Origin of the sequence: Novosphingobium sp. (assembly GCF_030699305.1) — a bacterium.
In the GTDB taxonomy this organism is placed as follows: Bacteria; Pseudomonadota; Alphaproteobacteria; order Sphingomonadales; family Sphingomonadaceae; genus Novosphingobium.
This window is the reverse complement of sequence record NZ_JAUYNB010000010.1, coordinates 237,680-264,411: the sequence shown is the minus strand read 5'-3', so window position 1 is coordinate 264,411 and position 26,732 is coordinate 237,680. Positions and strand designations below refer to the sequence as shown.

Here is a 26,732-nt window from a genome sequence, read left to right as displayed (position 1 = left end):
CGGCATTGCCGACCAGCCCGCCGCACGGCGGTTGCGCGATTGGCACGGCCCCGGCAGGGTGGACTTGCCATCTTCGCACTCGGAAGCCTTGTCCACTGCATGTCCGCGACCGCACCTCCTGCCCTGCTGGCCGACTGGTTTGCGGCGCGTGGCTGGCGCGTGCGGCGGCACCAGCTGGACATGCTGGCTGCCGCAGACGCCCTGCGCCACGCCCTGCTGGTGGCCGATACCGGCGCGGGCAAGACGCTCGCCGGGTTTCTGCCGACGCTGGCGGCGTTCTGCCCCGAACGGCTGGACGGTGCGCCGCCGCCTGATGGCCTGCACACGCTGTATGTTTCGCCATTGAAAGCGCTCGCACACGATGTGCAGCGCAACCTGATGACGCCGATTGCCGAACTGTGCCTGCCGATCCGGGTTGAAACCCGCAGCGGCGATACCCCGTCCGATCGCAAGGCCCGCCAGCGCGCCAATCCGCCGCATATCCTGCTGACCACGCCCGAATCGCTGTCCTTGCTGCTGAGCTATCCCGAAAGCGCAGTGATGTTCGGCAGCCTGAAGCGGGTGGTGATCGACGAGGTGCATGCCTTTGCCACCGGCAAGCGCGGCGATCTGCTCGCGCTCGCGCTGGCACGGCTGCAAACGCTGGCACCGGCGATGCGCCGGACCGCACTGTCAGCGACCGTGGCCGATCCCGATGCCTTCCGCGGCTGGCTGGCCCCCGGCGGCGATGCGGACGACGTGACCCTGGTCGAAGGGGAGCCGGGCGCGCCGCCGGAACTGGCGATACTGCTGCCGGACGATGCCCGCGTGCCGTGGGGCGGTCACGCCGCTGCATGGGCGGTGCCGCAGTTGTATCAGGCGATTCGCGACAACCGGACCACGCTGGTGTTCTGCAACACCCGGTTCCTGGCCGAACTGATCTTCAAACTGCTCTGGGACGTGAACGACGATCACCTGCCGATCGGAATTCACCACGGCTCCCTTTCCAAAGAGGCGCGGCGCAAGGTCGAAACCGCGATGGCGGAAGGGCGGCTGCGCGCGCTGGTGGCAACGGCCAGTCTCGATCTGGGGGTGGACTGGGGCGATGTCGATCTGGTGGTGCAGATGGGCGCGCCGAAAGGGTCATCCCGGCTGCTCCAGCGGATCGGGCGCGCCAATCACCGGCTCGACTGCCCCAGCCGGGCGCTGCTTGCTCCCGGCAACCGGTTCGAGTTTCTGGAGGCGATGGCCGCGCAGGATGCGGTTGAAGCGGGGCAGCGCGACGGCGAGGGATTTCGCCCCGGCGGGCTGGATGTGCTCGCGCAGCATGTCATGGCAACGGCCTGCGCCGGACCATTTGACGGCGCAGCCCTGCTGGCCGAAGTGCAGTCGGCATCGGCCTATCGCTGGATCGACGCGGCGCGGTGGGAGCGGGTGCTGAACTTTGTCGCGACCGGCGGCTATGCGCTGAAAGCCTATGACCGGTTTCAGCGGATCGTTTGCGGGCGGGACGGGTTGTGGCGGCTGACCCACCCGGATCATGCTGCACGCTATCGGCTGAACGCGGGTATCATCCTCGACAGCGAGATGCTGGACGTGCGGTTCCGCAACGGTCGCGCGCTAGGGCGGGTGGAGGAAGGCTTTGCGGCCAGCCTCTCACCGGGATCGACCTTCCGGTTTGCGGGACTGGACCTTGAAGTAGAGGCCATGCGCGAGACCGAACTGGTGGTTCGCGCGGCCCGGAAAACGGGGCAGATACCCAGCTACATGGGTGCGCGCATGCCGCTGACGACGCATCTTGCCGACCGGGTTCAGGCGATGCTCGCCGACCGGCCCGGTTGGGCGCGGTTTCCCGACGATGTGCGCGAATGGCTGGAAGTGCAGGACTGGCGTTCGCAGCTGCCCGAGCCCGGAAAATTGCTGGTTGAAAGCTTTCCGGACAGGGACCGGCACTACACGGTGTTCTACACCTTCGAAGGCTGGCCGGCCCATCAGTCGCTGGCGATGCTGGTGACCCGGCGGATGGAAGATCGCGGACTGGGTCCGCTGGGGTTCGTCGCCAACGATTACGGCTTTGCGGTCTGGAGCACGCGGCCGATCAGCGATCCCGGCGCGCTGCTGTCCCCCGATATCCTGACGGCTGAATTCGTCGATTGGGTGCAGGACAGCTACTTGCTGCGCCGCGCCTTCCGCGAAGTCGCGGTGATTGCCGGACTGGTGGAACGGTATCATCCGGGCAAGCGCAAGAGCGGGCGGCAAGTGACCTTCTCGACCGACCTGATCTACGATGTGCTGCGCAAATATGAGCCGGACCACGTGTTGATCGAGGCAGCCTGGGCGGACGCGCGCGAACGCATGACCGATGTCGGGCGATTGAGCGGGGTGCTGAACCGCGCTGCATCCCAGCTTTGCCACGTCGTGCTGGACCGGGTGAGCCCGCTGGCCGTTCCGCTGCTGGTGATGATCGGCCGCGAAAGCCTGCCCCAGGGCAGCGCGGATGAGGATTTGCTGATCGAAGCCGAAGGCCTGGCGGCGCGAGCCATGTCGCTTGAAGATGACGGGCCTGGGCAGGCGGTCGATCACTGGCCGGATGGCGACTGATCCGCAATCAGCACAAAAAAGGGGGCGGATCGCTCCGCCCCCGATTTATCGGTCGATCAAGCCGCTCGCGGCTTAATTGCCTTCCGGCGCATTTTCCGGCTTGCTGAATTCCGAGAACTGTTCGTTCCCGACGAAGCCGAATGCCGTCACGCCCGAACCCTTGATGATGTTCAGCACGTTGGCCGATGTTTCATACGGGGCCTGGGGGTCAGGCTGGAACTGCAGTTCCGGCTCCGGCTTGATCGCCAGAGTGGCCTGCAACAATGTCACCAGCTGACCGGTGTTGATTGCAGCACCGTTCCAAAGGATTTCACTGTTCGGCATGATCACGAGCTTGTTCTTCTGGCGTTCGATCGGAACGTCCGGAGTGACAGGCTGCGGCGAGGGCAGATCGATATTGATCGCGTGGGTCGCCACGGGGATGGTGATGATGAACATGATGAGCAGAACGAGCATGACGTCGATAAGCGGCGTCGTGTTCATTTCCATCATCGGTTCGCCATCATCGCTGCCGGCTGACATTGACATGGTTTTGCTCCTAAATTCTGGTCAGGCCGGGCTTAGCCGTTCGGATCAACCGGGGTCGAAATGAACCCGACGGTCGGATAGCCGGAGATCTGCACGTTATAGATCGCACCAGCCACGCAGCGCCACGGGGCGCTGACGTCACCACGAATGTGCACTTCCGGAATCAGTTCCGGATTGTCGCGCAGCGCTTCGGGACCGCCAGCACGCTTCACGATGCTGTCGAGCCGCTTGAAGGCCTGATCACGTAGCTCGTTCGAATCGACCGCCGTGATGTTGTTGAAATAGATCCGGCAATCACCGCCCAGATACGCCCCTTCGAAGCCCGGATCACCGGCGCTGCGACCGGCAGCATCGGTGGTGCTCACGGTCAGGAGCAGGTTTTCGACCTTGTCCTTGGACTCCGCCGAGACGATGACGGGGATCTTCAGCTTCTGGATCGTCTGGATCGCGACCGGAACCGCGATGAGGAAGATGATCAGAAGCACCAGCATCACGTCCACAAGGGGCGTGGTGTTGATGTCCGACATCGGCTTCTCATCGCCGCCGGCGCCGCCTACTGACATCGCCATGTGTTACATCCTATTCTAACGTTTCCCCCGCCCGCAGATCGATCGGCTGATCGGTTGCCGCGGGCCGGTTGGAACCGCCGCCGGGTGGGGCCAACCCCACACCGGCGCCGGGTTGGCGACTTCAGGCCTTGGCAGCCGGAGCAGCAGGCTTCGCAGCCGCGGCCGGAGCAGCGGTTACGGCCGGCTTGACCGCACCCTTCGAGTTGATGTTCGCGAGCACGTCGGTCGAGAAGCCCGAAAGCAGTTCGGCGATGCGCTTGTTGCGAGCCTGGAGGTAGTTGTAGGCAAGCACGGCCGGAACGGCGACGAGCAGACCCAGCGCGGTCATGATCAGTGCTTCACCGACCGGGCCAGCGACCTTATCGATCGAAGCCGAACCGGCGATGCCGATGGCGATCAGCGCGCGGTAGATGCCGACCACGGTGCCGAACAGACCGATGAACGGCGAGGTTGCACCAACGGTGGCAAGGAACGGCAGGCCGGTGGCCAGACGCGAGTTGATGTTCGCTTCCGAACGGGCGAGCGAGCCGTGCAGCCAGTCATGGGCTTCCAGGGCATCGGTCATCTTGCCGTGGGCTTCTTCAGCGGCCAGACCATCGTCGACCACCTGGCGCCAGGCGCTGTTCTTGTCGAGCTTGGCCGCACCCGTCTTCAGATCGGGAGCCTTCCAGAAGGCGGCTTTCAGTTCGTTGTACTGCTTCAGCACCTTGGACTGTTCAATCCACTTGGTGAACAGGATGAAGAACGAACCGAACGACATCACGCCCAGAATGATGACGGTGGCGTATGCGATGAAACCGCCCTGTTCCAGGGCTTCGGCGAAGCCGAACTTGTTCTGCGGAGCAGCCGCGTCTGCAGCAGCGGCCAGAAGGTCAACGATAAACATGCGATAGTCCTCTCAGAGAAGAATGGTGTCTGGAAAAACCCGGCTCAGCCAGCCGAGCGGTCAATGTGAATCAATCTTTCGGGATCACCCAGCGGACGCGGTTCGAGTAGCTGCCCGAAGTCGGGTTGCCATCGCCGTCGGTTGCGGGATTGAACCGCGCGCGACGCGTCACGTTCGAGCAGGTGGCAGCGTCAAGATCGTCGCTCCCGCTGGAACCGGTGATATCGCAGCTGGTAACACGGCCATCGGCCCCGACCGTTACGCGGAAGCTGGTAGTGCCTTCGCGTTCTTCACGCAGCGCGCGAGTCGGGTAATCGTTGGTCGTCGCCCAGTTTGCCGGATTGCCCCTGGGCGAAGCCGACTTGGGCTGCACCCGCGGCGGCGGCGGAGCCACCGGAGCAGGCGGAGCCAGCACCGGCACGATAACAGGCGGCGGCGGCGGAGCCGTCACCACAGTCGTGATCGGCGGCGGAGCCACACTCACATTGATCTTCGGCGGCGGAGCCACGATCGGGGGAGGCGCTGCCTGCTGTTTAGGCGGTGGCGGCGGCTCTTCCTTCTTCGGCTCTTCCTTCTTAATGTCGACGGTCGTTACCTTTTTCACCACTTGGCGAATGCCTTCATAGGCAAGCCCCGTCACCAGCGCATAGCCGACGACGACGTGGATCAAGGCAACGATGACAAATGCGGTAACCTTGTTACCGCTCATCTCCTGGTCAGCGTAAGCCATTCAGACGGATCACTCCTAACAGTCCCCCCGGGCCAAGACCCGGACCTAACGCCCGAACCCACTGACGGATTCGGCCGCTCAAAACTTAACTACCACCCTGCGGATCAATCCGGGAAACCACATCGACGCCCGACGCCGACTTGGCCAGATCGCGGGCATTTTTTGTTTATAAGCCCGGTTTTCCGTGTGCTTTAACCGCGAGGCGGCAAGCGCGCAACGCTTTATCCATTAACGGCCGATTCAAGTGTGTTAATGTCTCATTTCATACAAAGACCCCCGGGAATCCGTTTCCTAGTGGGGTAATCGCCCCGTCACGTACTGGAACTTGACCGAAGATGCCCACGCTTACCAGCACTTTTGCCCAGATTCTCGCACTTGCTTCGGCTGCGGCGGCAATTGCCCCCGCCGTGGCCGATTCGCGGCCAGCGATACCAGTGCTGCCCGCACCGACTTACGCCGATCTGGCGGACCTTGCCGACGGCGCTCCGCTGGTCATCCGGGTCCAGCCGCGCAAACTGGCCGCAGTCGAACCGGAACGCGCACGCGGCGTGCGCGCCGGGTGGGGCCGGTTCTATGTCGAAGGCCGGGTCGAGGCTCTGGTCAGCGGGCGCGGCCTGATGGGTGAGCAGGTGCGCTATCTGGTCGACCTGCCGCTGGACGCCAAGGGCAAGCCCCCGGCGATCCGGAAGAAAAGCGTGGTGATCTTTGCCCGGACGGTCGCCGGGCGGCCCGGTGAACTGCAACTGGTCGCGCCGGACGGGCAATTGCTGTGGGACACCGCGCTGGATGCCCGGCTGCGCAGCGTGCTGGGCGAATTGCTGTCGCCGGGCGCACCGCAGCGGATAACCGGGGTGCGCGAAGCGATCCACGTTACCGGCACACTGGCCGGGGAAGGCGAGACGCAGGTGTTCCTGTCGACTGCCAGCGGCGACCCCGCCGCCGCCACGATTGCGCGCACGCCGGGCCAGCCCGCGCGGATCAGCGTGTCGTTTTCCGAACTGGTCGGCACGGACGGCGGCACACCGCCGCGCGATTCGCTGGCGTGGTACCGGCTGGCGTGCTTCCTGGCCCCCGGCCTGCCGGCGGGAGCCAGCATTTCCGGCGGCGCGGCCGACCGCGCTGCCGCCAGCGCCGATTACCGCGCCTTGCTTGAACGGCTTGGCCCCTGCCCGCGCACGCGGAAATAATCAGCCCGCGTACGCGGAAATAGCAGCTGCCCAGGCACAACTGGCTTTCCAAGCGCGCCGGGGCTTGGCATGGGCGCGCCAACACCGGACCAGTATTGCGCCGGACCAGTATCTAAGGGGGCATCATGGCCGAACCGCTTCGTATCGCACTTGCAGGACTGGGCACGGTCGGGGCCGGGGTCATCCGCCTGGTGGAGGCCAACGCCGCGCTGATCGCGCGCCGCGCGGGCCGTCCGTTGCAGATTACCGCAGTCAGCGCGCGCGATCGCAACAAGGATCGCGGCGTCGACCTCTCACCTTATGCCTGGGTCGATGACATGGTCATCCTGGGCGAGCGCGACGATGTCGACGTCGTGGTCGAACTGGTCGGCGGGTCTGACGGCCCGGCACTGGCGCTGGCGCGCACCACGTTCGAGGCAGGCAAATCGCTGGTCACCGCAAACAAGGCGATGATCGCGCACCACGGGCTGGAACTGGCCGCCAAGGCCGAAGCTGCCAAAGTCGGGCTGAAGTTCGAAGCGGCGGTCGCGGGCGGTATCCCGGTGATCAAGGGTCTGCGCGAAGGGGCCGCGGCGAACGAGATCGAGCGGGTTTACGGCATTCTCAACGGCACCTGCAATTTCATCCTGTCCACCATGGAGGATACCGGCCGCGATTTCGCCGATGTCCTGGCCGAAGCGCAGGCCAAGGGCTTTGCCGAGGCAGACCCTGCGTTTGACATCGAGGGGACCGACGCCGCCCACAAGCTGTCGATCCTGGCGGCAATCTCGTTCGGGGCGCAGGTCGATTTCGCGTCGGTCGAAACCGCCGGAATCACCCGGCTGCGCGCGGCGGATATCGCCCAGGCCGACGCGCTGGGCTTTGTCATCCGGCTGATCGGGATGGCCGACACCGAGGCACACGGCAGCACTCACCACCTGTTCCAGCGCGTTCAGCCGCACCTGGTGCCGTTTGATCATCCGCTGGCGCATGTCGATGGCGCAACCAACGCCGTGGTCGCCGAAGGCAACTTCTCTGGCCGCCTGCTGTTCCAGGGTGCCGGTGCGGGCGATGGCCCCACCGCCAGTGCGGTAGTGGCCGATCTGATCGATCTGGCGCGCGGCGAAATCGGGGCGCCGTTCTCGGTCCCCGTCGCGGAGCTGGAGGCAATGCCGCGCGCGGAAACCGGCCACCGGCTGGGCCGGTCCTACTTGCGCTTCATGGTTGCCGACCGGCCCGGCGTGCTGGCCGAAATCACCGCCGCGCTGCGTGACGCGGGCGTTTCGATCGAGAGCCTGATCCAGAAGGGCCGGGCGGGCGATGCCGGGGCAGTGATGGTGTCGATGGTCACCCACGAAGGCCCCGAGCGCGCCGTGGCCGAGGCGATTCGCCTGCTCGACGGGTCCGAAAGCCTGACCGAGCCGCCGCTGGTGCTGCACTTGCTGGGCGATTGATCCGCCGTCAGGGTGCCGGAATCTCGCCCTTGGCGATGCGGTCGGCGTCTGATCCTTCAGGGGCCTGTGGCAACTGGCTGACGTCCACGACGTAGACTGGCGGCGGTGCCCAGCCGCCGACCACACAGCCCGGCTGGCCCCGGCACGAGCCGCGATCGAGTTGCGGTGCGCGCATCACGTCGGCGTCGCGGGCGTGGCGCGCCTCCCGCGAATTGGGATCGGATTCAGCGGTTGATGGCACGCGCAAGTCTTCTCCGCGATCAACGCAGACCACGATCTCTCCATCGGCCGAACGGCGGCACCGGTCGCGCGGATCGCGCACGCCATACGCGGCGCGGGCCGAATCGAGCATTTCCGCTACTCGCTGATCGACGCTGTCCGGCTGGACTGGCTCAGCCGGCGACTGGGCGCGCGACTCGGCCGGGATCAGTGCCGCCCATACCGCGATCATCACCAGACCCTGATTGCGCACTGTTCACCCCACCAAAAGTAATGGCAGTCACAAGCGCACCGGGCGGTTAATCGCCGCTGAACCGCGCTGCGTAACGGCGGCCCACTCGACAAGCCCGCGTCCGCTGTTTAAGCGCTGTCGCGACTTACGTTTTCAACGGAACCACACCACATGAGCAAGACTTCTGCCACGCCGCCCAGCGATGTCCTCGACCGCGTCCTCGTTATGGAAATGGTCCGGGTAACCGAAGCGGCGGCGATTGCGGCATCGGCACTGGTTGGCCGGGGCGATGAAAAGGCGGCTGACGCTGCGGCAGTCGAAGCGATGCGCAAGGCATTTGACGGGCTCCCCATCGACGGCACCGTGGTGATCGGCGAAGGTGAGCGCGACGAAGCGCCGATGCTGTATATCGGGGAAAAGGTTGGCGGTGCGCAGGGCACCGGGCCGAAGATCGACATTGCGCTCGATCCGCTGGAAGGCACCACGATCACGGCCAAGGCCGGCCCGAACGCGCTGGCCGTGCTGGCCTGCGCCGAAGAAGGCAACCTGCTCAACGCGCCGGACGTCTATATGGACAAGCTGGCGGTTGGCCCCGGCTATCCCGACGGGATCATCGATCTCAACAAGTCGCCGACCGAGAACGTCAGGGCCGTGGCTGCGGCCAAGGGTGTGGAGCCGCACGAAATCATCGTCTGCGTGCTCGATCGCCCGCGCCATGCCGACCTGATCGCGGAACTGCGCAGCCTGGGCTGCGGCGTGGTGCTGATCGGCGACGGCGACGTGGCGGGCGTGATCGCGGTGACCAACGAGGACACCACGATCGACCTTTACATGGGTTCGGGCGGAGCGCCGGAAGGCGTGCTGGCCGCAGCCGCGCTGCGCTGCGTCGGCGGCCAGTTCAACGGCCGCCTGCTGTTCCGCAACGACGACGAACGCCAGCGCGCCTACAAGTGGGGCATCACCGATCTCAACAAGATCTACACCCGCGACGAACTGGCCAAGGGCGATTGCATCTTTGCCGCCACCGGGGTGACCGACGGCTCGCTGCTGGACGGGGTGCGGCACCGCAAGGACGGCACCATGACCACGCACACCGTGGTGATGCGCGCCAGCTCCGGCACGGTCCGCTGGGTCAAGGGTGAGCACCGCAAGTCGCGCTGATCCCCAAAAAGTCTGCGCCGCGATATTGCATTCGCGCCCTGCTTCACTAGAGCCGGGCGCGGGTGCTTTGGCGTGTAGAGGGACAGCGCAATGAAGATCATGGCCGGCAACAGCAATCTGCCTTTGGCCCGGGCGGTCGCCGCCTATCTGGAATTGCCGCTGACCGACGCCAGCGTCCGCCGCTTTGCCGACGATGAAGTGTTCGTCGAAATCCACGAGAACGTGCGCGGCGAAGACGTGTTCGTCGTCCAGTCGACCAGCTTTCCGACCAATGACAACCTGATGGAACTGCTGATCTGCATCGATGCGCTGCGCCGTGCATCAGCCAAGCGGATCACGGCGGTCGTCCCCTATTTCGGCTATGCCCGGCAGGACCGCAAACCCGGCCCGCGCACGCCGATTTCGGCCAAGCTGGTGGCCAACCTGATTACCACGGCCGGGGCCGACCGCGTGCTGGCGGTCGATCTGCACGCCGGGCAGATCCAGGGCTTTTTCGACATTCCGACCGACAACCTGTTCGCCGCACCGGTGATGGCGGCCGATGTGCAGGCCCGGTATGGCGGAGAGGCGCTGATGGTCGTCTCGCCCGACGTTGGGGGCGTGGTCCGCGCCCGGTCGCTGGCCAAGCGGCTGGACAATGCCCCGCTGGCGATCGTTGACAAACGCCGCGACAAGCCCGGTCAGTCCGAAGTGATGAACATCATCGGTGACGTGCAGGGCCGCGCCTGCATCCTGATCGACGATATCATCGATTCGGGCGGCACGCTGTGCAACGCGGCGCAGGCACTGATGGAAGCGGGCGCGGCCAGCGTCACCGCCTATCTCAGCCACGGCGTCCTGTCGGGCAGCGCGGTTGAGCGGGTGAGCAAGTCGGCGCTGAAGGAACTGGTGATCACCGACACCATCCAGCCGACCGAAGCGACCCAGAACTCCGACCGCATCCGGGTGCTCTCAGTCGCGCCGCTGATCGGTGAGGCAATCCGCCGGATCGCCGACGAAAGCTCGGTTTCGAGCCTGTTCGACTGATGAACCTGACCGCTGACATCGCGCTCGCCCATCGCCTGGCCGATGCTGCGCGGGCCGCGATCCGGCCCCATTTCCGCAGCGGGCTGGCGGCGGAGCGCAAGGGCGATGCGACCCCGGTGACACTGGCAGATCGCGCCGCCGAAGAGGCGATGCGGGCGATTCTGGTGGCCGAAGCCCCGGATGATGCGATCCATGGCGAGGAGTTCGGGGCCACCAATGGCACTTCGGGCCGAACCTGGGTGCTTGACCCGATTGATGGCACTGCCGCCTTTCTGGCTGGCCGGCCGCTGTTCGGCACGCTGATTGCGCTGGTGGTCGAAGGCTGGCCGGTGCTGGGCGTGCTCGATCAGGTGATCCTGGATGAACGCTGGCTGGGGGTGACGGGCAAGCCGACCACGCTGAACGGCCAGCCGGTCCGGACCCGGCCCTGCGCCGCGCTGGCCGACGCCACCCTGGCGACCACCGGGCCGCACTATTTCGACAGCCATGACGGCGAACACTTCATGGGACTGGCCGCGACGACCGACCACAAGCGGATGGTGATGGGCGGCGATTGCTACAACTACGCGATGCTCGCGTCAGGCCATCTGGACCTGGTGTGCGAGGCGAACCTCAAGCTGCACGACTATGCCGCGCTGGTCCCGATCGTCGAAGGCGCGGGCGGCACGATGTGCGACTGGAACGGCGATCCGCTTCACGCCGCCAGCGATGGCCGCGTGCTGGCGCTGGGCGATCCGGCCCGACTGGAAGACGTGATCGAAGCGCTCGCCTGCCAGCATTGAACCCGATAGCCCTTCCCCGGTGGGGAAGGGTTGGGATGGGGGTTTCCCGCCCTCGCAAGGTTAGGCCCCCACCCCCAGCCCCTCCGCGCTGGAGAGGGGTGACCACCGTGCATTGCGAGGCAAGGCCTGTTCTTACGCCAGCGCCGCCTTCACGAAGTCGGCCGCGCGCTCGCCGATCATGATCGAGGGCGCGTTGGTGTTGCCAGAGATCAACCGCGGCATGATCGAGGCATCGGCCAACCACAGCCCGTCCAGCCCGCGCGCCTTCAGCGTCGGATCGACCACGCTGTCCTCATCCCCGCCCATCCGGCAGGTGCCGACCGGGTGATAAACCGTGTCGGCGCGGCTGCGGATCAGGTGATCGAGCGCGGCATCATCGTTCAGGTCGATCGGATAGCGGTCCTTCGGCGCGTAATCGCTGACCGGCGGCGCATCGACGATGCGGTGCATCAGCCGCACGCCCCGGCGCAGCGTGGCGATATCGCGCGGATCGTCGAGGAAGTTGGGATCGATCGCGGGCGCTGCCGCCGGATCGCTGGAGGCCAGCCGCACGGTCCCCCGGCTTTCCGGGCGCAGCACGCAGGCGTGGCAGGAAAAGCCGTGACCATGGACCGAAGTCCGCCCGTGGTCTTCCAGCATCGCGGGCACGAAATGGAACTGGATATCGGGCGCGGGCAGATCGGGCGAGGAACGCCAGAAGCCGCCGGCTTCGGCAAAGGGCGTGGTCATCATGCCGGTGCGGTTGACGCGGTGCTGGACAATCGCCTTGAGCATCTTCCACGCGCCCGTCAGGCTGTCACCGATGAAGTCGGTCGACTGGGTTTGCCAGCTCGACACATAGTCGATGTGGTCCTGCAAGTCAGACCCGACCGCATCGCGGTGAACCGATACGGGGATGCCGTGTTCGGTCAGGTGCCGGGCCGGGCCGATGCCGGACAGCATCAGGATCTGCGGGCTGCCGAACGCCCCGGCGGACAGGACCACCCCGCCGCGCGCGCGCAGCACTTCGGACCGTCCGTCAAACCGCACCGCCACGCCCGTGACGCGGCCCTGCTCGATCACCAGTCGCTCGACCAGCGCTCCGGTGCGGATCGCCAGGTTGGGCCGCGGCGAGAGATAGGCCCGCGCCGCCGTCCAGCGTTCGCCGCCTTTCTGCGTCACCTGATAGACCCCGAAGCCATCCTGCCGCGCGCCATTGAAATCATCGTTGCGCGGCAATTGCAGCGCGCTGGCGCTGGCGACAAACGCGTTGCTGCCGGGGTTGGACCAGTGCTGGTCCGATACCGAAAGCGGCCCGTCCCCGCCGTGGAACTCGCTCGCCCCGCGCTCGTTGCCTTCCGACCGCCGGAACCAGGGCAGGACATCGGCGTGGCTCCACCCGGTGCAGCCCAGTTCGGCCCACTGATCGTAATCGAAGGCATTGCCCCGGACATAGAGCATGGCGTTGACCGCGCTCGATCCGCCCAGCCCCTTGCCGCGCGGCTGATAGCCGGGGCGGCCGTTCAGCCCGGCCTGCGGGACGGTTTCAAACCGCCAGTTCGAATTCTTCGGCAGCCAGGGCATGAAGCCCGGCGTCTTGACCCGGATGTTGTCGTTGGTGCCGCCCGCTTCGAGCAGGCAGATCCGCCGCCGGCCATCCTCGGCCAGCCGTCCGGCCACCGCGCTGCCTGCACTGCCACCGCCGATCACGATGACGTCGAATTCTTCCATGGCCCACTCCGGTGTTGTATTTCCGCGCAGGTTTAATCGGTCGCTTAAATTCACGCAATCGAATTTGGGCAAACGACTTTGCGGGCGACAGTTATTCGGCTGGCGTCAGTCCCTGGCGGTCCTGCCAGCGGGCGCGGATCGTGTCGGAGGTGTCGCGGCTGCCGTCATGGGTCCAGCCGGGCACGCGGACCAGATAGGACAGCTTGTGCCGCCAGGGCGCGCGCCAGACGTCCTTCGCCATCCCGATCCATTCGTGGAACACCGCCCACAGCACGTTGAAGCTGCCCAGTTGCCGGACGATTCCATACTGGATGCGCTGATCGTCCCGCTCTGGCTGGAACGTGGCGAACATCCGGTCCCAGACGATGAACACCCCGGCATAGTTGCGGTCAAGGTAGACCGGGTTGATCGCGTGGTGAACGCGGTGGTGGCTGGGGGTGTTCATCACCGCTTCGAACCAGCGCGGCAGGCGGTTGATCGCCTCGGTATGAATCCAGAACTGGTAGACCAGGTTCACCGCCCCGCACGCAGCGATCATCAGCGGATCAAAGCCGATGAATGCGGGCCAGATCCGGAACACGAACGACAGCGCGACAAACCCGGTCCAGGTCTGGCGCAGCGCGGTCGACAGGTTGTAGTGCTGGCTGGAATGGTGGTTGACGTGCGCCGCCCAGAACCACCGCACCCGGTGCCCGGTGCGATGCGCCCAGTAATAATTGAAATCATCGAGCACGAAGCAGGCGATCCACGCCCACCAGGCCCAGCTGATCGTCACCAGCCGGTGTTCGAACAGCCAGACCGCGGCAACGGCCACCACCCCGGCGGTCAAGGCCCCCGCCGCCGTGCTGCCGACCCCCAGCGCCAGCGAGGTCAGCGTATCGCGCGGTTCATATTTCTGCGGCGCGTTCCGGCGCGCCCAGACCATTTCCAGCAGGATCAGCAGGATGAAAAGCGGAATGGCGTATTCGACCGGACCCAGTTCAGGCATGGTTGTTCCCCAGTCTGCGCAAGCTGGCAGCCCAGACCTGCGCCTGATCGCCCAGATCCAGCGTGACCTGGCCAAAGGTCTTCTCACCGGTCCCGATGGTCAGGAAGTTGCGGTCCAGCCGGGCAAAGGCGTGACTGTCCAGCAGCCGCACGGCAAACTGCGCGCCGTGCCGCCGCAGCAACATCACCCGGCCTTGCGAATCGCGCAGCAGCGCCCCGATCCCGGCCCGGTCCAGCGTCAGGTCGACCGGATCAAACCCGCAGACGGCAGTCGCAGCCAGCTCGCGCGCCTCCGCCTCACCGCGCAGCCGCACGTCGTCACCCAGTTTGAGATAGAGCGCCAGGCCGCTGACCAGCAGTATCAGCCCGACCGAAACGACCAGTTGGATCGCGATGAACGGCATCTGCGTTCAGCTCTTCGGGCTGGCCAGCATATCCATGACCGCGCGCACCGGGGCAACATCGTAGCCCGCGCTGGCGGCAGCGGCAGTCAGCGCATCCGGGCTTTCGCCCCGGCTTGCCTCTGCCAGCGCCCACAGCAAAGTGGACCGCGTGCCCGACCGGCAATAGGCCAGCACCGGCGCATCGGTCGACGCGAGCGCGGCGGCCATGGCGGTCACTTGCGGCTGGGAAAACCCGGCGTGGGTGACCGGAATTGCGACATAGGCGATCCCGGCAGCAGCAGCAGCGGCCGCGATCTCGGCCCCGCTGATCTGATCGTCGCTCTCGCCTTCGGGGCGATTGTTGATGATCAGGCCAATGCCCTGCGCCCTGGCCTCAGCCACTTCGGCAAGGCCGATCTGCGGACTGGCGAAAATGCGCGGCGAAAGCTGGCGGAACATGACAGGTGCTTCCCTCGGCTGGGCTGGATGGCACACGCGCCTCCAGCGCTTGCAGGACTCTCTGCCAAGCCGGACCGGGACTGGCAAGCCAGCAGCGCCCGGCACGGTGCAAGTTCCGCGCCCGAAAGGTAAATCGCCGTCCGGAATGCTCCAACCGGACTGGCAGAAATGTCACACCTGCCCGCCTCAACCCTACGGAATCGGCCCTTTGCAGGAATCCGTTCGCCAACTTGCACAATATCGGATAATAGACGTGGTGCAGCGGAGTTTGCCTTTCGGCATTTCGCCCTGTCGTCCGGCGCGAATCGTCCGCGCCGCCGGACTGCGCGAATTGCGGCGAAGCGAAGGTTTGTTCGGGTTTATGGGTTTTGATAGAGGGCGTCGTGGCCGGGGGCGCGACAAGCGGGATGGTTTCGGTGAAGAAACTTTCGATCCCTTTGCCGGTGGCGGCGATCGTTTTGCTGGCGGTGGTGACCGCTTTGCTGGCGGCGGCGATCGCTTTGGCGGCGGCGGGAATCGCGGCGGCTTCGGCGGTGGTGATCGTGGCGGCTTCGGTGGCGGTGATCGCGGCGGCTTCGGTGGCGGCGGTGCGCCGCGCGGCGGTGGTGGCGGCTTCGGCGGCCCGCGCGGTGGTGCTGGCGGCGGCGGCGGTGGCGGAATGCCCGCCCAGGTTGTTGGCGAAGGCACCGGCACGGTAAAGTTTTTCAACGCAGGCAAGGGCTTCGGCTTCATCCAGAAGGATGGCGGCGGTGAGGACGTGTTCGTCCACATCAGCGCGGTTGAGCGTGCCGGCCTGGAAGGGCTGGCCGAAGGTCAGCAGCTGGAGTTTACTCTGGTCGATCGCGGCGGCAAGGTTTCAGCCAGCGACCTCAAGGTCGTCGGCGAAGTGATCGCAGTGGCCCAGCGTGAAGCCCCGCCGCAGCGCGAGCTGACCGGCGAACGGTCAACCGGAACGGTCAAGTTCTTCAACGCGATGAAGGGCTTCGGCTTTATCACGCGCGATGATGGTCAGGCCGATGCCTTCGTGCACATCAGCGCGGTGGAACGTTCGGGCATGGCTGGCCTGAACGAAGGCGACCGGCTGGAGTTTGACATCGAGGTCGATCGACGAGGCAAGTACTCGGCGGTCAACCTGGTGCCGCGTCAGGATTGACCAGTCGGCTTGGGCGCAGTCGGATTTGACCGCACCCACGCAACAAATTCGAGAACACGGCAATGGCGGTCCCCTCCTTCAACGGCAGGGGGGCCGCCATTTGTCTTTTCCGATTTGAATGCCGGAAACCCCGGCCCCGCATTTCCCCTGCATTTCATCGTTACGAAAAGGACCTGTGCGATGTCGATTACCCCGTTGATGCCAGTCTATCCCCGCTGCGGCTTTCGTCCGGTGCGCGGTGAGCACTGCCACCTGATCGGGGAGGATGGCCGCCGATGCCTGGATTTCGCCAGCGGCATCGCCGTGAACCTGCTGGGCCATTCGCACGAGGGCCTGATCGGCGCGATCCAGCGGCAGGCGGCAACGCTGATGCACGTGTCGAACCTGTACGGCAGCCCGCAGGGTGAACACCTGGCCCAGCGGCTGGTCGATCTGACCTTTGCCGATACCGTGTTCTTCACCAATTCCGGTGCCGAAGCAGTGGAATGTGCGATCAAGACCACCCGCGCCTATCACGCGCATGTCGGCAACGACCACAAATTCGAGATCATCACTTTCAAGAACGCCTTTCACGGGCGGACCATGGCCACGATCAGCGCATCCAATCAGGACAAGATGCACAAGGGCTTCCTGCCGCTGCTGGAAGGTTTCAAGTACGTGGACTTTGACGATCTGGAAGGTGCCAGGGCAGCGATCGGACCCCACACCGCCGGGTTCCTGGTCGAGCCGATCCAGGGCGAAGGCGGGATTCGACCCGCGTCGGACGAATTCATGCAAGGGTTGCGCGCGCAGGCCGATGAGCATGACCTGATCCTGGCGCTGGATGAAGTGCAATGCGGCGTCGGCCGGGCCGGGACGCTTTATGCCTATGAGCAGTACGGTATCACCCCCGACGTGGTCGCCACGGCCAAGGGCATCGGCGGCGGCTTTCCGTTTGGCGCGTGCCTTGCCACGGAAACGGCCGCGCGCGGCATGGTGATCGGCACCCACGGATCAACCTACGGCGGCAACCCGCTGGCCATGGCGGCGGGTGAGGCCGTGCTGGACGCGGTCGCCAACGAAGCGTTCATGGCCGATGTCCGCGCCAAGGGCGAACGCCTGCGCGGGCGGATCGAACAGTTCATCGGCAATTATCCCGACATGTTCGAACTGGTGCGCGGGCGCGGGCTGATGATCGGCGTCAAGATGAAGTTCGAAACCCGCAATTTCGTGGCGCATTTGCGCGACAATCACGATCTGCTGACAGTCTCGGCGGGCGACAATACCGTGCGTGTCATTCCGCCGCTGGTAATCGACGATTCGCACATCGATGAATTCATGGAAAAACTGTCCGCCGGTGCGGCCAGCTTTCAGCCACCGGAGAGCGCATGATGGTCCGGCATTTTCTAGAACTGACCGACGCGGGCGGCGATGCAATTGCCGCCATGCTCAATGATGCGATGCTGCGCAAAGCGGCGCGGGCCGGCTCGCCCAAGGGGCAGGTCGATGCCGATGCGCCCTTGGCGGGCCGCGTGCTGGCGATGATCTTCGAGAAGAATTCCACCCGCACGCGCGTGTCCTTCGACATGGCGATGCGGCAGCTGGGCGGCAGTGCGCTGATCCTGGAAGCCGGAACGACCCAGCTGGGGCGCGGCGAGACGGTTGCCGATACCGCCCGCGTGCTCAGCCGGATGGTCGATGCAATCATGATCCGGACCGACGATCATGCCAAGATCGAGGAACTGGCGCATTATGCAACGGTCCCGGTCATCAACGGGCTGACCGACCGGTCGCACCCGTGCCAGATCATGGCTGACCTGCTGACCGTGATCGAACACGACAAGGCGCTGCCGGGGCTGGAATTGGCCTGGTTGGGCGACGGCAACAATGTCCTCAACTCGATTGTCGAGGCGGCGGGCCTGATGCGCTTCAACGTCCGGATCGGCGTGCCGGAGGGGTACGATTCCGACCCCGCCTATATCGCGGCGGCACAGGCGCTCGGCGCGCGCATCACCGTGACCCGCAACCCGCGCGAAGCGGTCGCGGGGGCGGACGTGGTCGTGACCGATACCTGGGTGTCGATGGGGCAGAGCGGGGCCGAGGCCCGCATCGCGGCGATGACCCCCTATCAGGTCAACGAGGAGCTGATGGCGGCGGCGAAGGCCGATGCGCTGTTCCTGCACTGCCTGCCCGCGCATCGCGGCGAGGAGGCGACCGACGGCGTGATCGACGGGCCGCATTCGGTCGTGTGGGATGAGGCTGAAAACCGCATTCACGCCCAGAAGAGCGTGCTGCGCTGGGCGTTCGGCCAGCTATGAGCGCGCCTGCCCACACTACTGCGGGCGAGACCGGCTTTGACCGGGTGCTCAGCTTCACCATCGCGGAGCGCAATGCGCGCGGCCGGGTGGTGCGGCTGGGGCCGGTGCTGGAAACCATCCTGTCGGCGCATGACTATCCCCCTGCGATCAAGCACCTGCTGGCCGAGGCGCTGGTGCTGACCGCGCTGCTGGGCAGCCTGCTCAAGGATGACGATGGCCAGCTGACCATGCAGGCGCAGACCGAAAGCGGAATCGTGGACCTGCTGGTTTGCGATTACCGCGCCGGTGAAGTGCGCGGCTATGTCCGCCACGATGCCGAGCGGTTGGCAGCGCTGGGCAATAACCCTTCGCTTCATGCGCTGTTCGGACAAGGGTATCTGGCGATCACCTTCGATCTGGCCGCCAGCGGACAACGCTATCAGGGGATCGTACCGCTGGAGGGTGATTCGCTGTCCCGCGCGGTGGAAAGCTATTTTGCGCAGTCCGAACAAGTGCCCACGCTCGCCCGGGTGGCAATTCGTGCGGACGGACAGGGCTGCATCGCTGGCGGCCTGCTGGTCCAGCATCTGGCTGAGGGCGAGGAAGGGCGTGAACGGCTGCACGTGCGGCTCGACCATCCGGAATGGGAACATGTTGCCGCGCTGGCCGGAAGCATTCGCCACAAGGAGCTGGTAAATCCTGACCTGTCGCTGGAACTGCTGGTCTGGCGGCTGTTTCACGAAGAATCGGAAGTGCGGGTTCTGGCCGGACCGCAACTGTCACGCGGGTGCCGGTGCAGCGAGGCGCACTTTGCCGACGTCATCGGGCGCTTTCCTGAGGACGAACGGGCAGGCATGCGCAATGAGGCCGGGCTGGTTGTGGTGGACTGCGCATTCTGTTCGCGACTGTTCGAAATCACCGCCTGATTTCACCATTCATCGATAAAAATACACGCTTGGTCGCACCGCGTCGGCATGGTACAAGTGCCCGCAACGAAATCCGGGTTTGTCGCGCCCAATTGGCTTGAGACCGAGGACAAAGATGGTGGGGAAGAACACTCTGCGCCTCGCAGGCGCAGGCATTGCGGCCATGCTGGCTTGCTCCGCTCCGGCATCCGGTGAGCGCGCCAGCCTGACCATGCTGGACCAGCTTGATGCGGGCCGGTGGGAACTGCGCTTGCGCGATTCCGGCATCCCGGCCGAGCGTATGTGCATCAGCAACGGACGCCGGTTCATCCAGTTGCGCCATCCGGAGGTAACGTGCGAGCGGCTGGTCGTGGAAGACGGGCCGAGCGAGGTGACCGTCCAGTATACCTGCCGTGGGCAGGGTTATGGCCGAACCAGCATCCGCCGCGAAACCAACCGCCTGCTCCAGATCCAGAGTCAGGGCATCCGCGATGGCCTGCCGTTTGAATTCAGTGCGGAAGCGCGCCGGGTTGGGAACTGTTCCGGCTAAGCGGTGTTGCCAGCGTGTCGGGCACAGGCTAGCCCGGTGCGATGCTTTCCAATCCGGATGAACCCAGTCGAAGTGCCGTTGTGCTGTTGTCGGGTGGCCTCGACTCCATGGTAACAGCCGGAATTGCTCGTGAACAAGGCTTCGCAATCAACGCCCTGACCATTGATTACAATCAGCGGCATCGGCGCGAGATCGACGCGGCCAGGCTGATCGCGGGCGTTCTGGGTGCGACGCGCCACGTGGTGCTGCCGCTGGATCTGCGGCAGTTTGGCGGCTCTGCGCTGACCGATGATATCGCCGTGCCCAAGGATGGCGTCGGCACAGACATTCCTGTCACTTATGTTCCGGCGCGCAATCTGGTGTTCCTGTCGCTGACGCTGGCCTGGGCCGAAGCAATCGGCGCGCGGGACATTTTCATCGGGGTCAATGCGCTCGACTATTCCGGATATCCGGATTGCCGGCCTGAGTTTATCGAGGGCTTTGCCCGGCTGGCAGAACTTGCCACCAAGGCCGGTGCCGAAGGTCAGGGTTTCAACATTCACGCACCGCTGCAATTCCTCGGCAAGGCGGAAATCGCCGTCGAGGCACACCGGCTTGGGTTCGATCCGGCGATCAGCTGGTCTTGTTACGATCCGCAGCCGGATGGTGCCGCGTGCGGGCTGTGCGATAGTTGCCGCTTGCGGCGTGACGGTTTTGCCAAGGCCGGGCTGGTCGATACGACCCGCTACGCGATCTGACTTCTGGGAGAATGACAATGGCCGACGCGCAGCCAAATCAGGCAGACGCACCCACGGGCGGAGTAGCGGCCGACACCGCGCCGGCGCAGGCCAAGGCTCAGCCATACAGCTGGTATGTGCTGAGCGTGCTCGTGATCGTCTATATCCTGAACTTCATCGACCGGCAGATCCTCAGCATTCTGGCGGTCGACGTCAAGGCCGACCTGGGGCTGACCGATAGCGACATGGGCTTTCTCGGCGGGGCCGCGTTTGCGGTTTTCTATGCCTTGTTCGGCATTCCGCTGGGGCGGCTGGCGGACAACTGGAGCCGTGTCAAACTGCTCAGCATCGGGCTGGCGTTGTGGTCGGTGATGACCGCGCTGTCGGGCTTTGCCCGGAACCAGCTCAGCCTGTCGCTGGCGCGGATGGGGGTTGGGATCGGCGAGGCCACTGCCAGCCCGACCGCCTACTCCCTGATTTCCGATTATTTCCCGAAACGCCAGCGCGCGACCGCGCTCGCGATCTATTCGTCCGGGCTGTATATCGGTGGGGGCATATCCCTGCTGATCGGGGCGAAAATCGTGCAGGGCTGGAATCAGGCCTATCCAGCCGGTGGCCCGCTGGGGCTGGTGGGCTGGCAGGCGGCATTTCTGGCGGTCGGGATTCCGGGCATTGCTGTTGCCATATGGGTCGCCACCCTGCGCGAGCCAAAGCGCGGCGCAATGGACGGAGTGGAGGGCAAGGGCTCGCCCACTCCGTTCGGGGATCTCCTGGCCGACCTTTCGGCGATCGTGCCGCCGTTTACGTTAATCGGTGCCTTTCGGCGTGGCCCGGCTGCACTGGCGATCAACCTGGGTGCGGCCGCGCTGGTGTTCGCGTTTGCGTCGGCCATGATCAAGCTGACCGGCAACCTGCCGCAATGGTCGGCGGTGGGCCTGGGATATTACGCGGTGTTCTCATGGGCATCGACGCTGCGCGCGCGTGATCCGGCGACATATAGACTGATCTGGGGAACCCCGGCGTTCCTTACGACCACGCTGGGCTATGGTCTGGTGTCGCTGGCCGCTTACGCGCTGGGATTCTGGTCGGCACCTTACGCCGAAACAGTGCTCAAGCTGCCGAAGCAGGAACTGGCCTTCTGGCTGGGCGCCAACGGCGCAATCAGCGGCTTTCTGGGCGTGATCATTGGCGGCCGAATCGCCGATGCCTTGCGCGCGCGGATCCCGGCTGGCCGAATCCTGGTGATCATGTTTGGCGTGATTTCACCGATCGTGCCGATCTGGATCGGCTACACCACGTCCGATGCCACCCTGTTCTATGCAATGAACTTCCTGGCAAGCATGGGCGCGGCCACCGCACTGGGTGCAGCGGCGGCAACCACGCAGGATCTGGTCCTGCCGCGGATGCGCGGGACGGCCACCGCGGCGTTCTTCCTGGGCACGACACTGGTTGGCTTGTCATTCGGCCCTTACATGGTCGGGCAGATCTCTGACCTTGCCGGAACGATTGTGGATGGCCGTCCGGTTGGTGACCTGCGCACCGGCATCCTGGCGCTGATCGGGGTTGCCCCGATTGCAATCGCCTTGCTGCTGCACGCCTATCGTACGGTGCCAGCGGCTGAGGCCACCCTGGTCGCGCGAGGCGGCGAAGGCGGCTGAACTGCGGCGCGGGGCCTTATCCGCGCTTCAGCACACCGCAAACGATCCGCGCACCGCTGTTGCCGGTGGGGTCCGTCTTGTAGTCATCCGCCGCAGCGTGGATGATGATGGCGGTCCCATCGGCATCGAACAGCGCGCTTTCGAGCTGTGTCCGGCTGCCCCCCAGCGGGACGACCAGACTTGCCGCGCCGCTGCTGGCCGCAACGATGTTGGGCAAATCACCCAGGTGGCTGCCTGCCGGATTGGCGGTGCCATGCTGATGGCCGCCGGGGTTGAGATGCCCGCCTGCGCTGGTGAAACCGGGCGGTGTGCAATCGCCAACGGCATGAAGGTGAATGCCATGCGGACCGGGGGAGATGCCCGCAGCGACGACATTCAGCGTCAGAGTGCCGCCCAGGCTGGTGACCACAGCGGTGCCAACCGATGCCCCATCGGCATTCTGCAAGGTTGCCGCTGCGACCCGCACTGACGCGGGCGGGGCGGAGGTGGCGCATCCGGACAGGATGGCGGCGACAAGAACAAGCGTTGCGGCTCGTGACTTCATGGTGGTTTCCCTTTGGACGTTCACGCGGTGCAAAGAAAAAGGGGACCGGATCGCTCCGGCCCCCCAAATCTTTTCAGCGTCTTGCGGCTGCTTAGAAGCCCGAACCCGGACCGTAGGTGATTTCCACCCGACGGTTCTGGAGTTCACGCACACCGTCAGCAGTCGGAACGCGCGGATTGTTTTCGCCGAAGCCTTGGCTCGAGATCGCGCCATCGCCGATGCCGCGCGAGTTCAGGTACGAGCGCACCGAAGCGTTACGACGCTCCGACAGGCCCTGGTTATAGGTGGCTGCGCCCGAACGGTCGGCATAACCAGCCAGCATGATCGGAACGTTGGCGCAGCTGGCGTAAGCCGTAACAGCGCTGTCGAGGATCGATGCGGCTTCCGGCGTGATGTCCGACTTATCCCAGTCGAAGAACACGATGTACGGACCCTTGTTGCAGACCACTGCCGGCGGCGGAGGCGGCGGGGGCGGCGGGGGCGGCGGCGGGGGCGGCGGAGGCGGCGGAGCCATCTCTTCCGGAGCGCCGCCGAAGTTGTAACCCAGCGTCAGCATCAGCGAGTGCGAACGGAAACGGGTGCGAACATCGCGGCCCGCAGCGTTGACCATGTCGTTGCCGAACTGGTTGTAGAAGCGATACTTCAGACCGACGTCAACGTTGCTGCTGACCGGCGCGCGAACACCCGCCAGAGCCTGCCAGGCAAGGCCCGTGTCCGAATCAACCACGTTGAGCGCAGCGTTCGGGGTAATCAGCGCGTTCTTGACACGACCAACGCCGACACCGCCGCCGACAAAGCCCTGCAGGCCATCGTCGTCACCGAAATCGAGCAGGCCGTTCAGCATGAAGCTGAGAGCGTCGGCACCGCCGCCGATCTGCGCATTGCTGTAGCTGACCGTCGGGCTGCGATAGCCTTCTTCTTCAACGCGGCGATAGCTGGCTTCGGCTTCGAGGCGGAACGCACCGAAGTCGTACCCGACGATGCCGCCGAAGTCGTAACCGGGCTTCAGTTCCAACGTGCCGACGTTGTTCTGGCCCGTCATGTTCTGGATATCTTCGACGATCGTGCCGCCGAGATCTGCTTCGACGTACCACGAATTCTCACGAGCCAGGGCCGGCGTCGCGAGGGCCGAGGTGGCAAGTGCCATCCCTATGACCATTTTCCGCATTATGATTTCCCCTTGATAGTAGGATTGAGCCACCGAGTTGCGGTTGTCTAACCCCTTAGAATTGCCCGCGCAAGCGTTCAAAGATCGTATCTGTTGCAATTATGTCGCGATTCTGCGCCTGCCTTCGTCGAAAAGCAGCCCGGCAGGCTGCTCTGCGGACACGTCCAGGGCCGGTGCAGCGGGTCAACCTGACGATCATTCAGCTCGCGGGCAGGATGCCAGAAGCGGTCAGACAGTCAATCACCGCCACCAGCGCGGCCCGTGCTTCGACGTCGACGGTCGTCCCGCCGGTTGGCGCAGCGGGCCGGTCCGGAGCCGACCAGTCGCCAGCAAAGCGCTGTTCCTGTCCGGTCGACCGGTTCAGCACGCGCATGCCGTCGCGCGGCGTGAAGAACAGCCAGTTTCCGCCCGCCAGCGCCGCAATCTCGCCAGCATGGCCGGACCACGTGCCTGTAGATTCGCTGCCGATCAGCCAGCAATCGCCCTCGGCAGCGGCAACCGGCGGGCTGCTTGCGGTGCCCTCAATCGTCATGTGCAGCAGCGCGTCGATTCGGGCGAACGCCTCGTTCACGAAGCCTTCCTTCTGCGCCTGTCCGGCGAACAGATAGGGCAGATCATGCCGCTGCGTGCGGCTGTCAAACAATGGTTCGCTCATCAGCGGTCCTTCCAGATTCGAATTGGCAGTGAAATGTCATGGCAAACTGGCCTGCAGCGGCAGCGACATGCCGCGATCACCGCGTTGCCGGATGTGGAACGCGCCCGCCGGGTCAAGCAGCCGGAGGCCGGCAAGCTCGCTATCGGTCAGGGGCAGGGTCGCGGCGGTCACTTCCCAACGCGCCAGCGGGCTGTTGTCGGGACCGAACGTGACTTCGTAGCGTTCGAGCTGTTCGTTGAGCGGGGTATCGGCCGAATTGTCCCAGTGCCAGCCGCCACGTGCGCGGCGAACCCAGTGCAGGGCCGCCCCGCCACCCTCCGCCGCGCTCCACCGCGCGTGGACCGGTGCGGGCGGCGCAAACCCGATCCCGCGCAGGGCGATTTCGGCCGTGACGGGTTCGGTTTCGGCCAGCCCGATGGCCGCAACCACAGTTTGCGGCCCGCTGCCGACCGCGCCCGGATCCAGCAGCGTTCCGCTGCCGTCGAGCAGGATAAAGCGATCGCCTGGCAGGTGTCCGGAAATCGCGGCTTCGGTGCCGCCCCGCCCACGCCACAAGCCCGACAGTTCCCAGCGGCGCTCACCGAGTGCGCGGGCGGAGGCGAACTGGATCAGTTCCTGCCCCACCAGCGCGCGATTCGCCCCCATGGCCAGCTGGCGCTGGGTTGCATCGGTCAGGGTGAAGTCATCGGCGGCCAGTTCGATGGTAATCCTGCTCGTTCGATCGATCAGCAGCGGACTGGCTACTGGGAGCGCGCCGACGGCCATGCCGATTGTCGCCCGGCTGCGCCCGGACGGCCCCAGCGACACAAGCACCCCGTCCCCGTGGTCGACAAACAGGCTGGCTCCCGCCCAATGCGGGCTGGCCGAGGACGGCATGGCCAGCAGCAGCGGCACCGGCGTGGCCGGGTTGCCATCCCAGGGCAGTTCACACGCCGCCAGCAATGTCGCCGCCCCGCCAAGGTCAGGGGCCGGATTGGCCCGGCCCGGGTCCGCGCTGCCAGCGCCGGAATTGCCGCCCTCCGCCAGATCGGGCATCCGGCGGACCAGCAGCAGGTCAACCCCGTGGCTGCGCCATTCCCATTCGTGCACCCGCCACAACCCGGCGCGGCCAGGCAGGGTAACCAGCGCGCCGGGCCGCACCGCCGGGTCGAGCTGCGTGGTGCGCCAGGCAATTGAATGCCGCGCCCATTGCGAGCGCCGGGCAGCATATTCGATCAGACTGCGGGCAGTTCCCGCATCCAGCGCGGCTGGCAGATCGATGCTGCGCGGCTGACCGGGCAGCGGGCGTCCGGCCGCGCGCTGTGCGCCGGGCTGATAATCGCGGTCCACATCGTAATAGCGCAGCAGCGCGACCGGCTGATCGGCTTCTTGCGCACGCTTGCTGGCAAAGCCGGCGTTGCCGCCAAAATCCTCTGCATCATCGGATATGGCCGGTTCCGGCAGCGGAATCGGCGCGCTCTGGTTGCGCTCCGGGCGCAGCGCCAGCAATGCATCGCAGGCATCACAATCAACCGGGAAGAACGGATCGAGCGCCTGCAGGATTTCGGCCGGAGAGCCATCCGCCGTCAGCCCCGCAACAGCGGGCAGCGGAACGGCGGAATCGGTTTCGGAAACCACTCCGTCCAGCAGGTCTGCCATGGTCAGGGTCCGCGAATCCGCCACCACTTCAAACGTCAGTGCCGGGATGCGATTGCCGTATTCCGACAAGTCCAGATCTTCGAAGAGCGCATAGGCGAACCCGCGAAACGCCGGACAATTGCCCGCGCCCTCAGCCGCCGCAATCAGCGGGTCCGGAGCCTGATCGCCCGTGCCGGGGTGGAACCGGAACGCCCCCGCGACTTTGAGGTCCCCGCCCGCACCGCGCAGCAGCTTGCCATCGGCCCAGACCCGGCCAATCCGTTCCAGCGGACGGCTCGACAGGGCAACCGCGAACGAGGCCGAATAGCTGTAGTTGACCGTCGCGGGCTTGCCCTTGCCGTTGCCGCGCTGCTCACGCCGTTCGGACAGGTCGGTCGCCCAGATTATCTGCCCGGCCACCCGCATCCGGCCAAACTGGCGCGGGATGGCGATGCCATAGCTGGAGGTCGTGACGGCCAGCTCGTTCAGGCGCGGCCCTTCGCGCGGGCCGGGGGCAAAGATCAGCGCATCGACCTGCCGCCCGGCCAGCGCGCCGATGGCACCGCCAATCGGTCCGCCGATGATCGTGCCGATGGCAGTGAACAACAAGGTGGCCAT

Annotated in this window: 26 protein-coding genes; 13 read left to right on the top strand and 13 right to left on the bottom strand. The window is 65.5% G+C overall.

Annotated elements, in window-relative coordinates; all coding sequences use genetic code 11:
• The first annotated feature begins 99 nt into the window (after positions 1-99).
• Positions 100-2,580, top strand: coding sequence for a ligase-associated DNA damage response DEXH box helicase (locus Q8Q53_RS04085; RefSeq protein ID WP_305700476.1), 2,481 nt, complete (start codon positions 100-102; stop codon positions 2,578-2,580).
• 72 nt (positions 2,581-2,652) lie between these two features.
• Here the strand turns inward: Q8Q53_RS04085 and Q8Q53_RS04080 are convergent, their stop codons facing one another.
• From Q8Q53_RS04080 to Q8Q53_RS04065, 4 genes are all read right to left on the bottom strand, one after another.
• Positions 2,653-3,108: a biopolymer transporter ExbD gene (locus Q8Q53_RS04080; RefSeq protein ID WP_305700475.1), complete on the bottom strand. Its 456-nt coding sequence runs from the start codon at positions 3,106-3,108 to the stop codon at positions 2,653-2,655.
• Positions 3,109-3,140: 32 nt separating this feature from the next.
• Entirely contained in the window at positions 3,141-3,677 is a 537-nt protein-coding gene (locus Q8Q53_RS04075) for a biopolymer transporter ExbD (protein WP_305700474.1), read from the bottom strand.
• A 121-nt stretch (positions 3,678-3,798) separates the two neighbouring features.
• Positions 3,799-4,563, bottom strand: a complete 765-nt coding sequence (locus Q8Q53_RS04070) for a MotA/TolQ/ExbB proton channel family protein (protein WP_305700473.1) — start codon at positions 4,561-4,563, stop codon at positions 3,799-3,801.
• A 70-nt stretch (positions 4,564-4,633) separates the two neighbouring features.
• Positions 4,634-5,293 carry an energy transducer TonB gene (locus Q8Q53_RS04065; RefSeq protein ID WP_305700472.1) on the bottom strand — a complete coding sequence of 220 codons (660 nt, stop codon included), beginning with the start codon at positions 5,291-5,293 and terminating at the stop codon, positions 4,634-4,636.
• 335 nt (positions 5,294-5,628) lie between these two features.
• Here Q8Q53_RS04065 and Q8Q53_RS04060 point away from each other — a divergent pair, with 335 nt between their 5' ends.
• Both Q8Q53_RS04060 and Q8Q53_RS04055 read left to right on the top strand, forming a co-directional pair.
• Positions 5,629-6,480, top strand: a complete 852-nt coding sequence (locus Q8Q53_RS04060) for a hypothetical protein (RefSeq protein ID WP_305700471.1) — start codon at positions 5,629-5,631, stop codon at positions 6,478-6,480.
• Between the two features lie 125 nt (positions 6,481-6,605).
• Positions 6,606-7,913, top strand: a complete 1,308-nt coding sequence (locus Q8Q53_RS04055) for a homoserine dehydrogenase (RefSeq protein ID WP_305700470.1) — start codon at positions 6,606-6,608, stop codon at positions 7,911-7,913.
• Positions 7,914-7,920: 7 nt separating this feature from the next.
• On the opposite strand, the gene Q8Q53_RS04050 is transcribed toward Q8Q53_RS04055, so the two are convergent.
• Positions 7,921-8,385: a hypothetical protein gene (locus tag Q8Q53_RS04050; RefSeq protein ID WP_305700469.1), complete on the bottom strand. Its 465-nt coding sequence runs from the start codon at positions 8,383-8,385 to the stop codon at positions 7,921-7,923.
• Between the two features lie 150 nt (positions 8,386-8,535).
• On the opposite strand from Q8Q53_RS04050, the gene glpX reads away from it, so the two are divergent.
• From glpX to Q8Q53_RS04035, 3 genes are all read left to right on the top strand, one after another.
• A complete protein-coding gene (glpX, locus tag Q8Q53_RS04045) occupies positions 8,536-9,525 on the top strand; it encodes a class II fructose-bisphosphatase (protein ID WP_305700468.1) in 990 nt (329 codons plus the stop codon).
• 90 nt (positions 9,526-9,615) lie between these two features.
• On the top strand, positions 9,616-10,551 hold the full coding sequence (locus Q8Q53_RS04040; protein WP_305700467.1) for a ribose-phosphate pyrophosphokinase: 936 nt from the start codon (positions 9,616-9,618) through the stop codon (positions 10,549-10,551).
• Positions 10,551-11,333, top strand: coding sequence for an inositol monophosphatase family protein (locus Q8Q53_RS04035; RefSeq protein ID WP_305700466.1), 783 nt, complete (start codon positions 10,551-10,553; stop codon positions 11,331-11,333). Before Q8Q53_RS04040 ends, Q8Q53_RS04035 begins: the two co-directional genes overlap by 1 nt.
• A gap of 132 nt (positions 11,334-11,465) precedes the next feature.
• On the opposite strand, the gene Q8Q53_RS04030 is transcribed toward Q8Q53_RS04035, so the two are convergent.
• From Q8Q53_RS04030 to Q8Q53_RS04015, 4 genes are all read right to left on the bottom strand, one after another.
• Positions 11,466-13,043: a GMC family oxidoreductase gene (locus Q8Q53_RS04030; protein WP_305700465.1), complete on the bottom strand. Its 1,578-nt coding sequence runs from the start codon at positions 13,041-13,043 to the stop codon at positions 11,466-11,468.
• A 91-nt stretch (positions 13,044-13,134) separates the two neighbouring features.
• Positions 13,135-14,031, bottom strand: a complete 897-nt coding sequence (locus tag Q8Q53_RS04025) for a sterol desaturase family protein (RefSeq protein ID WP_305700464.1) — start codon at positions 14,029-14,031, stop codon at positions 13,135-13,137.
• The gene (locus Q8Q53_RS04020; RefSeq protein ID WP_305700463.1) at positions 14,024-14,434 is read right to left on the bottom strand and encodes a hypothetical protein; all 411 of its coding nucleotides are present in this window, start codon (positions 14,432-14,434) and stop codon (positions 14,024-14,026) included. The genes Q8Q53_RS04025 and Q8Q53_RS04020 overlap by 8 nt, the downstream gene beginning before the upstream one ends.
• Positions 14,435-14,440: 6 nt before the next feature.
• Complete coding sequence (locus Q8Q53_RS04015; protein WP_305700462.1) at positions 14,441-14,872, bottom strand: TIGR01244 family sulfur transferase; 432 nt, start codon at positions 14,870-14,872, stop codon at positions 14,441-14,443.
• Positions 14,873-15,233: 361 nt separating this feature from the next.
• Here Q8Q53_RS04015 and Q8Q53_RS04010 point away from each other — a divergent pair, with 361 nt between their 5' ends.
• The 7 genes from Q8Q53_RS04010 to Q8Q53_RS03980 all read left to right on the top strand — a co-directional run bounded on the left by Q8Q53_RS04010 (position 15,234) and on the right by Q8Q53_RS03980 (position 22,130).
• Entirely contained in the window at positions 15,234-16,025 is a 792-nt protein-coding gene (locus Q8Q53_RS04010) for a cold-shock protein (RefSeq protein WP_305700757.1), read from the top strand.
• A gap of 180 nt (positions 16,026-16,205) precedes the next feature.
• Positions 16,206-17,396: an aspartate aminotransferase family protein gene (locus tag Q8Q53_RS04005; RefSeq protein WP_305700461.1), complete on the top strand. Its 1,191-nt coding sequence runs from the start codon at positions 16,206-16,208 to the stop codon at positions 17,394-17,396.
• Positions 17,396-18,322, top strand: a complete 927-nt coding sequence (gene argF, locus Q8Q53_RS04000) for an ornithine carbamoyltransferase (protein ID WP_305700460.1) — start codon at positions 17,396-17,398, stop codon at positions 18,320-18,322. The genes Q8Q53_RS04005 and argF overlap by 1 nt, the downstream gene beginning before the upstream one ends.
• On the top strand, positions 18,319-19,227 hold the full coding sequence (locus Q8Q53_RS03995) for an Hsp33 family molecular chaperone HslO (protein WP_305700459.1): 909 nt from the start codon (positions 18,319-18,321) through the stop codon (positions 19,225-19,227). Before argF ends, Q8Q53_RS03995 begins: the two co-directional genes overlap by 4 nt.
• A 118-nt stretch (positions 19,228-19,345) precedes the next feature.
• A complete protein-coding gene (locus tag Q8Q53_RS03990; protein WP_305700458.1) occupies positions 19,346-19,756 on the top strand; it encodes a hypothetical protein in 411 nt (136 codons plus the stop codon).
• 41 nt (positions 19,757-19,797) lie between these two features.
• Complete coding sequence (gene queC, locus Q8Q53_RS03985; protein WP_305700457.1) at positions 19,798-20,493, top strand: 7-cyano-7-deazaguanine synthase QueC; 696 nt, start codon at positions 19,798-19,800, stop codon at positions 20,491-20,493.
• Positions 20,494-20,510: 17 nt separating this feature from the next.
• On the top strand, positions 20,511-22,130 hold the full coding sequence (locus Q8Q53_RS03980; RefSeq protein ID WP_305700456.1) for an MFS transporter: 1,620 nt from the start codon (positions 20,511-20,513) through the stop codon (positions 22,128-22,130).
• 16 nt (positions 22,131-22,146) lie between these two features.
• Here Q8Q53_RS03980 and Q8Q53_RS03975 read toward each other — a convergent pair whose 3' ends face one another.
• From Q8Q53_RS03975 to Q8Q53_RS03960, 4 genes are all read right to left on the bottom strand, one after another.
• On the bottom strand, positions 22,147-22,674 hold the full coding sequence (locus Q8Q53_RS03975; RefSeq protein WP_305700455.1) for a superoxide dismutase family protein: 528 nt from the start codon (positions 22,672-22,674) through the stop codon (positions 22,147-22,149).
• Positions 22,675-22,765: 91 nt separating this feature from the next.
• On the bottom strand, positions 22,766-23,842 hold the full coding sequence (locus tag Q8Q53_RS03970; RefSeq protein WP_305700454.1) for an OmpA family protein: 1,077 nt from the start codon (positions 23,840-23,842) through the stop codon (positions 22,766-22,768).
• A 199-nt stretch (positions 23,843-24,041) separates the two neighbouring features.
• On the bottom strand, positions 24,042-24,497 hold the full coding sequence (locus Q8Q53_RS03965; protein ID WP_305700453.1) for a DUF2793 domain-containing protein: 456 nt from the start codon (positions 24,495-24,497) through the stop codon (positions 24,042-24,044).
• Positions 24,498-24,533: 36 nt separating this feature from the next.
• Entirely contained in the window at positions 24,534-26,732 is a 2,199-nt protein-coding gene (locus tag Q8Q53_RS03960) for a phage tail protein (RefSeq protein ID WP_305700452.1), read from the bottom strand.

Coding starts and splice junctions, on each gene's coding strand:
- Q8Q53_RS04085 (WP_305700476.1), top strand. CDS start 100: ATGTCCGCGACCGCACCTCCTGCCCTGCTGGCCGACTGGTTTGCGGCG.
- Q8Q53_RS04060 (WP_305700471.1), top strand. CDS start 5,629: ATGCCCACGCTTACCAGCACTTTTGCCCAGATTCTCGCACTTGCTTCG.
- glpX (WP_305700468.1), top strand. CDS start 8,536: ATGAGCAAGACTTCTGCCACGCCGCCCAGCGATGTCCTCGACCGCGTC.
- queC (WP_305700457.1), top strand. CDS start 19,798: ATGCTTTCCAATCCGGATGAACCCAGTCGAAGTGCCGTTGTGCTGTTG.
- Q8Q53_RS04055 (WP_305700470.1), top strand. CDS start 6,606: ATGGCCGAACCGCTTCGTATCGCACTTGCAGGACTGGGCACGGTCGGG.
- Q8Q53_RS04025 (WP_305700464.1), bottom strand. CDS start 14,031: ATGCCTGAACTGGGTCCGGTCGAATACGCCATTCCGCTTTTCATCCTG.
- Q8Q53_RS04030 (WP_305700465.1), bottom strand. CDS start 13,043: ATGGAAGAATTCGACGTCATCGTGATCGGCGGTGGCAGTGCAGGCAGC.
- Q8Q53_RS03995 (WP_305700459.1), top strand. CDS start 18,319: ATGAGCGCGCCTGCCCACACTACTGCGGGCGAGACCGGCTTTGACCGG.
- Q8Q53_RS04005 (WP_305700461.1), top strand. CDS start 16,206: ATGTCGATTACCCCGTTGATGCCAGTCTATCCCCGCTGCGGCTTTCGT.
- Q8Q53_RS04080 (WP_305700475.1), bottom strand. CDS start 3,108: ATGTCAATGTCAGCCGGCAGCGATGATGGCGAACCGATGATGGAAATG.
- Q8Q53_RS03965 (WP_305700453.1), bottom strand. CDS start 24,497: ATGAGCGAACCATTGTTTGACAGCCGCACGCAGCGGCATGATCTGCCC.
- Q8Q53_RS03970 (WP_305700454.1), bottom strand. CDS start 23,842: ATGCGGAAAATGGTCATAGGGATGGCACTTGCCACCTCGGCCCTCGCG.
- Q8Q53_RS03980 (WP_305700456.1), top strand. CDS start 20,511: ATGGCCGACGCGCAGCCAAATCAGGCAGACGCACCCACGGGCGGAGTA.
- Q8Q53_RS03975 (WP_305700455.1), bottom strand. CDS start 22,674: ATGAAGTCACGAGCCGCAACGCTTGTTCTTGTCGCCGCCATCCTGTCC.
- Q8Q53_RS04020 (WP_305700463.1), bottom strand. CDS start 14,434: ATGCCGTTCATCGCGATCCAACTGGTCGTTTCGGTCGGGCTGATACTG.
- Q8Q53_RS04010 (WP_305700757.1), top strand. CDS start 15,234: ATGGGTTTTGATAGAGGGCGTCGTGGCCGGGGGCGCGACAAGCGGGAT.
- Q8Q53_RS03960 (WP_305700452.1), bottom strand. CDS start 26,732: ATGGCCACCTTGTTGTTCACTGCCATCGGCACGATCATCGGCGGACCG.
- Q8Q53_RS04035 (WP_305700466.1), top strand. CDS start 10,551: ATGAACCTGACCGCTGACATCGCGCTCGCCCATCGCCTGGCCGATGCT.
- argF (WP_305700460.1), top strand. CDS start 17,396: ATGGTCCGGCATTTTCTAGAACTGACCGACGCGGGCGGCGATGCAATT.
- Q8Q53_RS04040 (WP_305700467.1), top strand. CDS start 9,616: ATGAAGATCATGGCCGGCAACAGCAATCTGCCTTTGGCCCGGGCGGTC.
- Q8Q53_RS04070 (WP_305700473.1), bottom strand. CDS start 4,563: ATGTTTATCGTTGACCTTCTGGCCGCTGCTGCAGACGCGGCTGCTCCG.
- Q8Q53_RS04015 (WP_305700462.1), bottom strand. CDS start 14,872: ATGTTCCGCCAGCTTTCGCCGCGCATTTTCGCCAGTCCGCAGATCGGC.
- Q8Q53_RS04075 (WP_305700474.1), bottom strand. CDS start 3,677: ATGGCGATGTCAGTAGGCGGCGCCGGCGGCGATGAGAAGCCGATGTCG.
- Q8Q53_RS04065 (WP_305700472.1), bottom strand. CDS start 5,293: ATGGCTTACGCTGACCAGGAGATGAGCGGTAACAAGGTTACCGCATTT.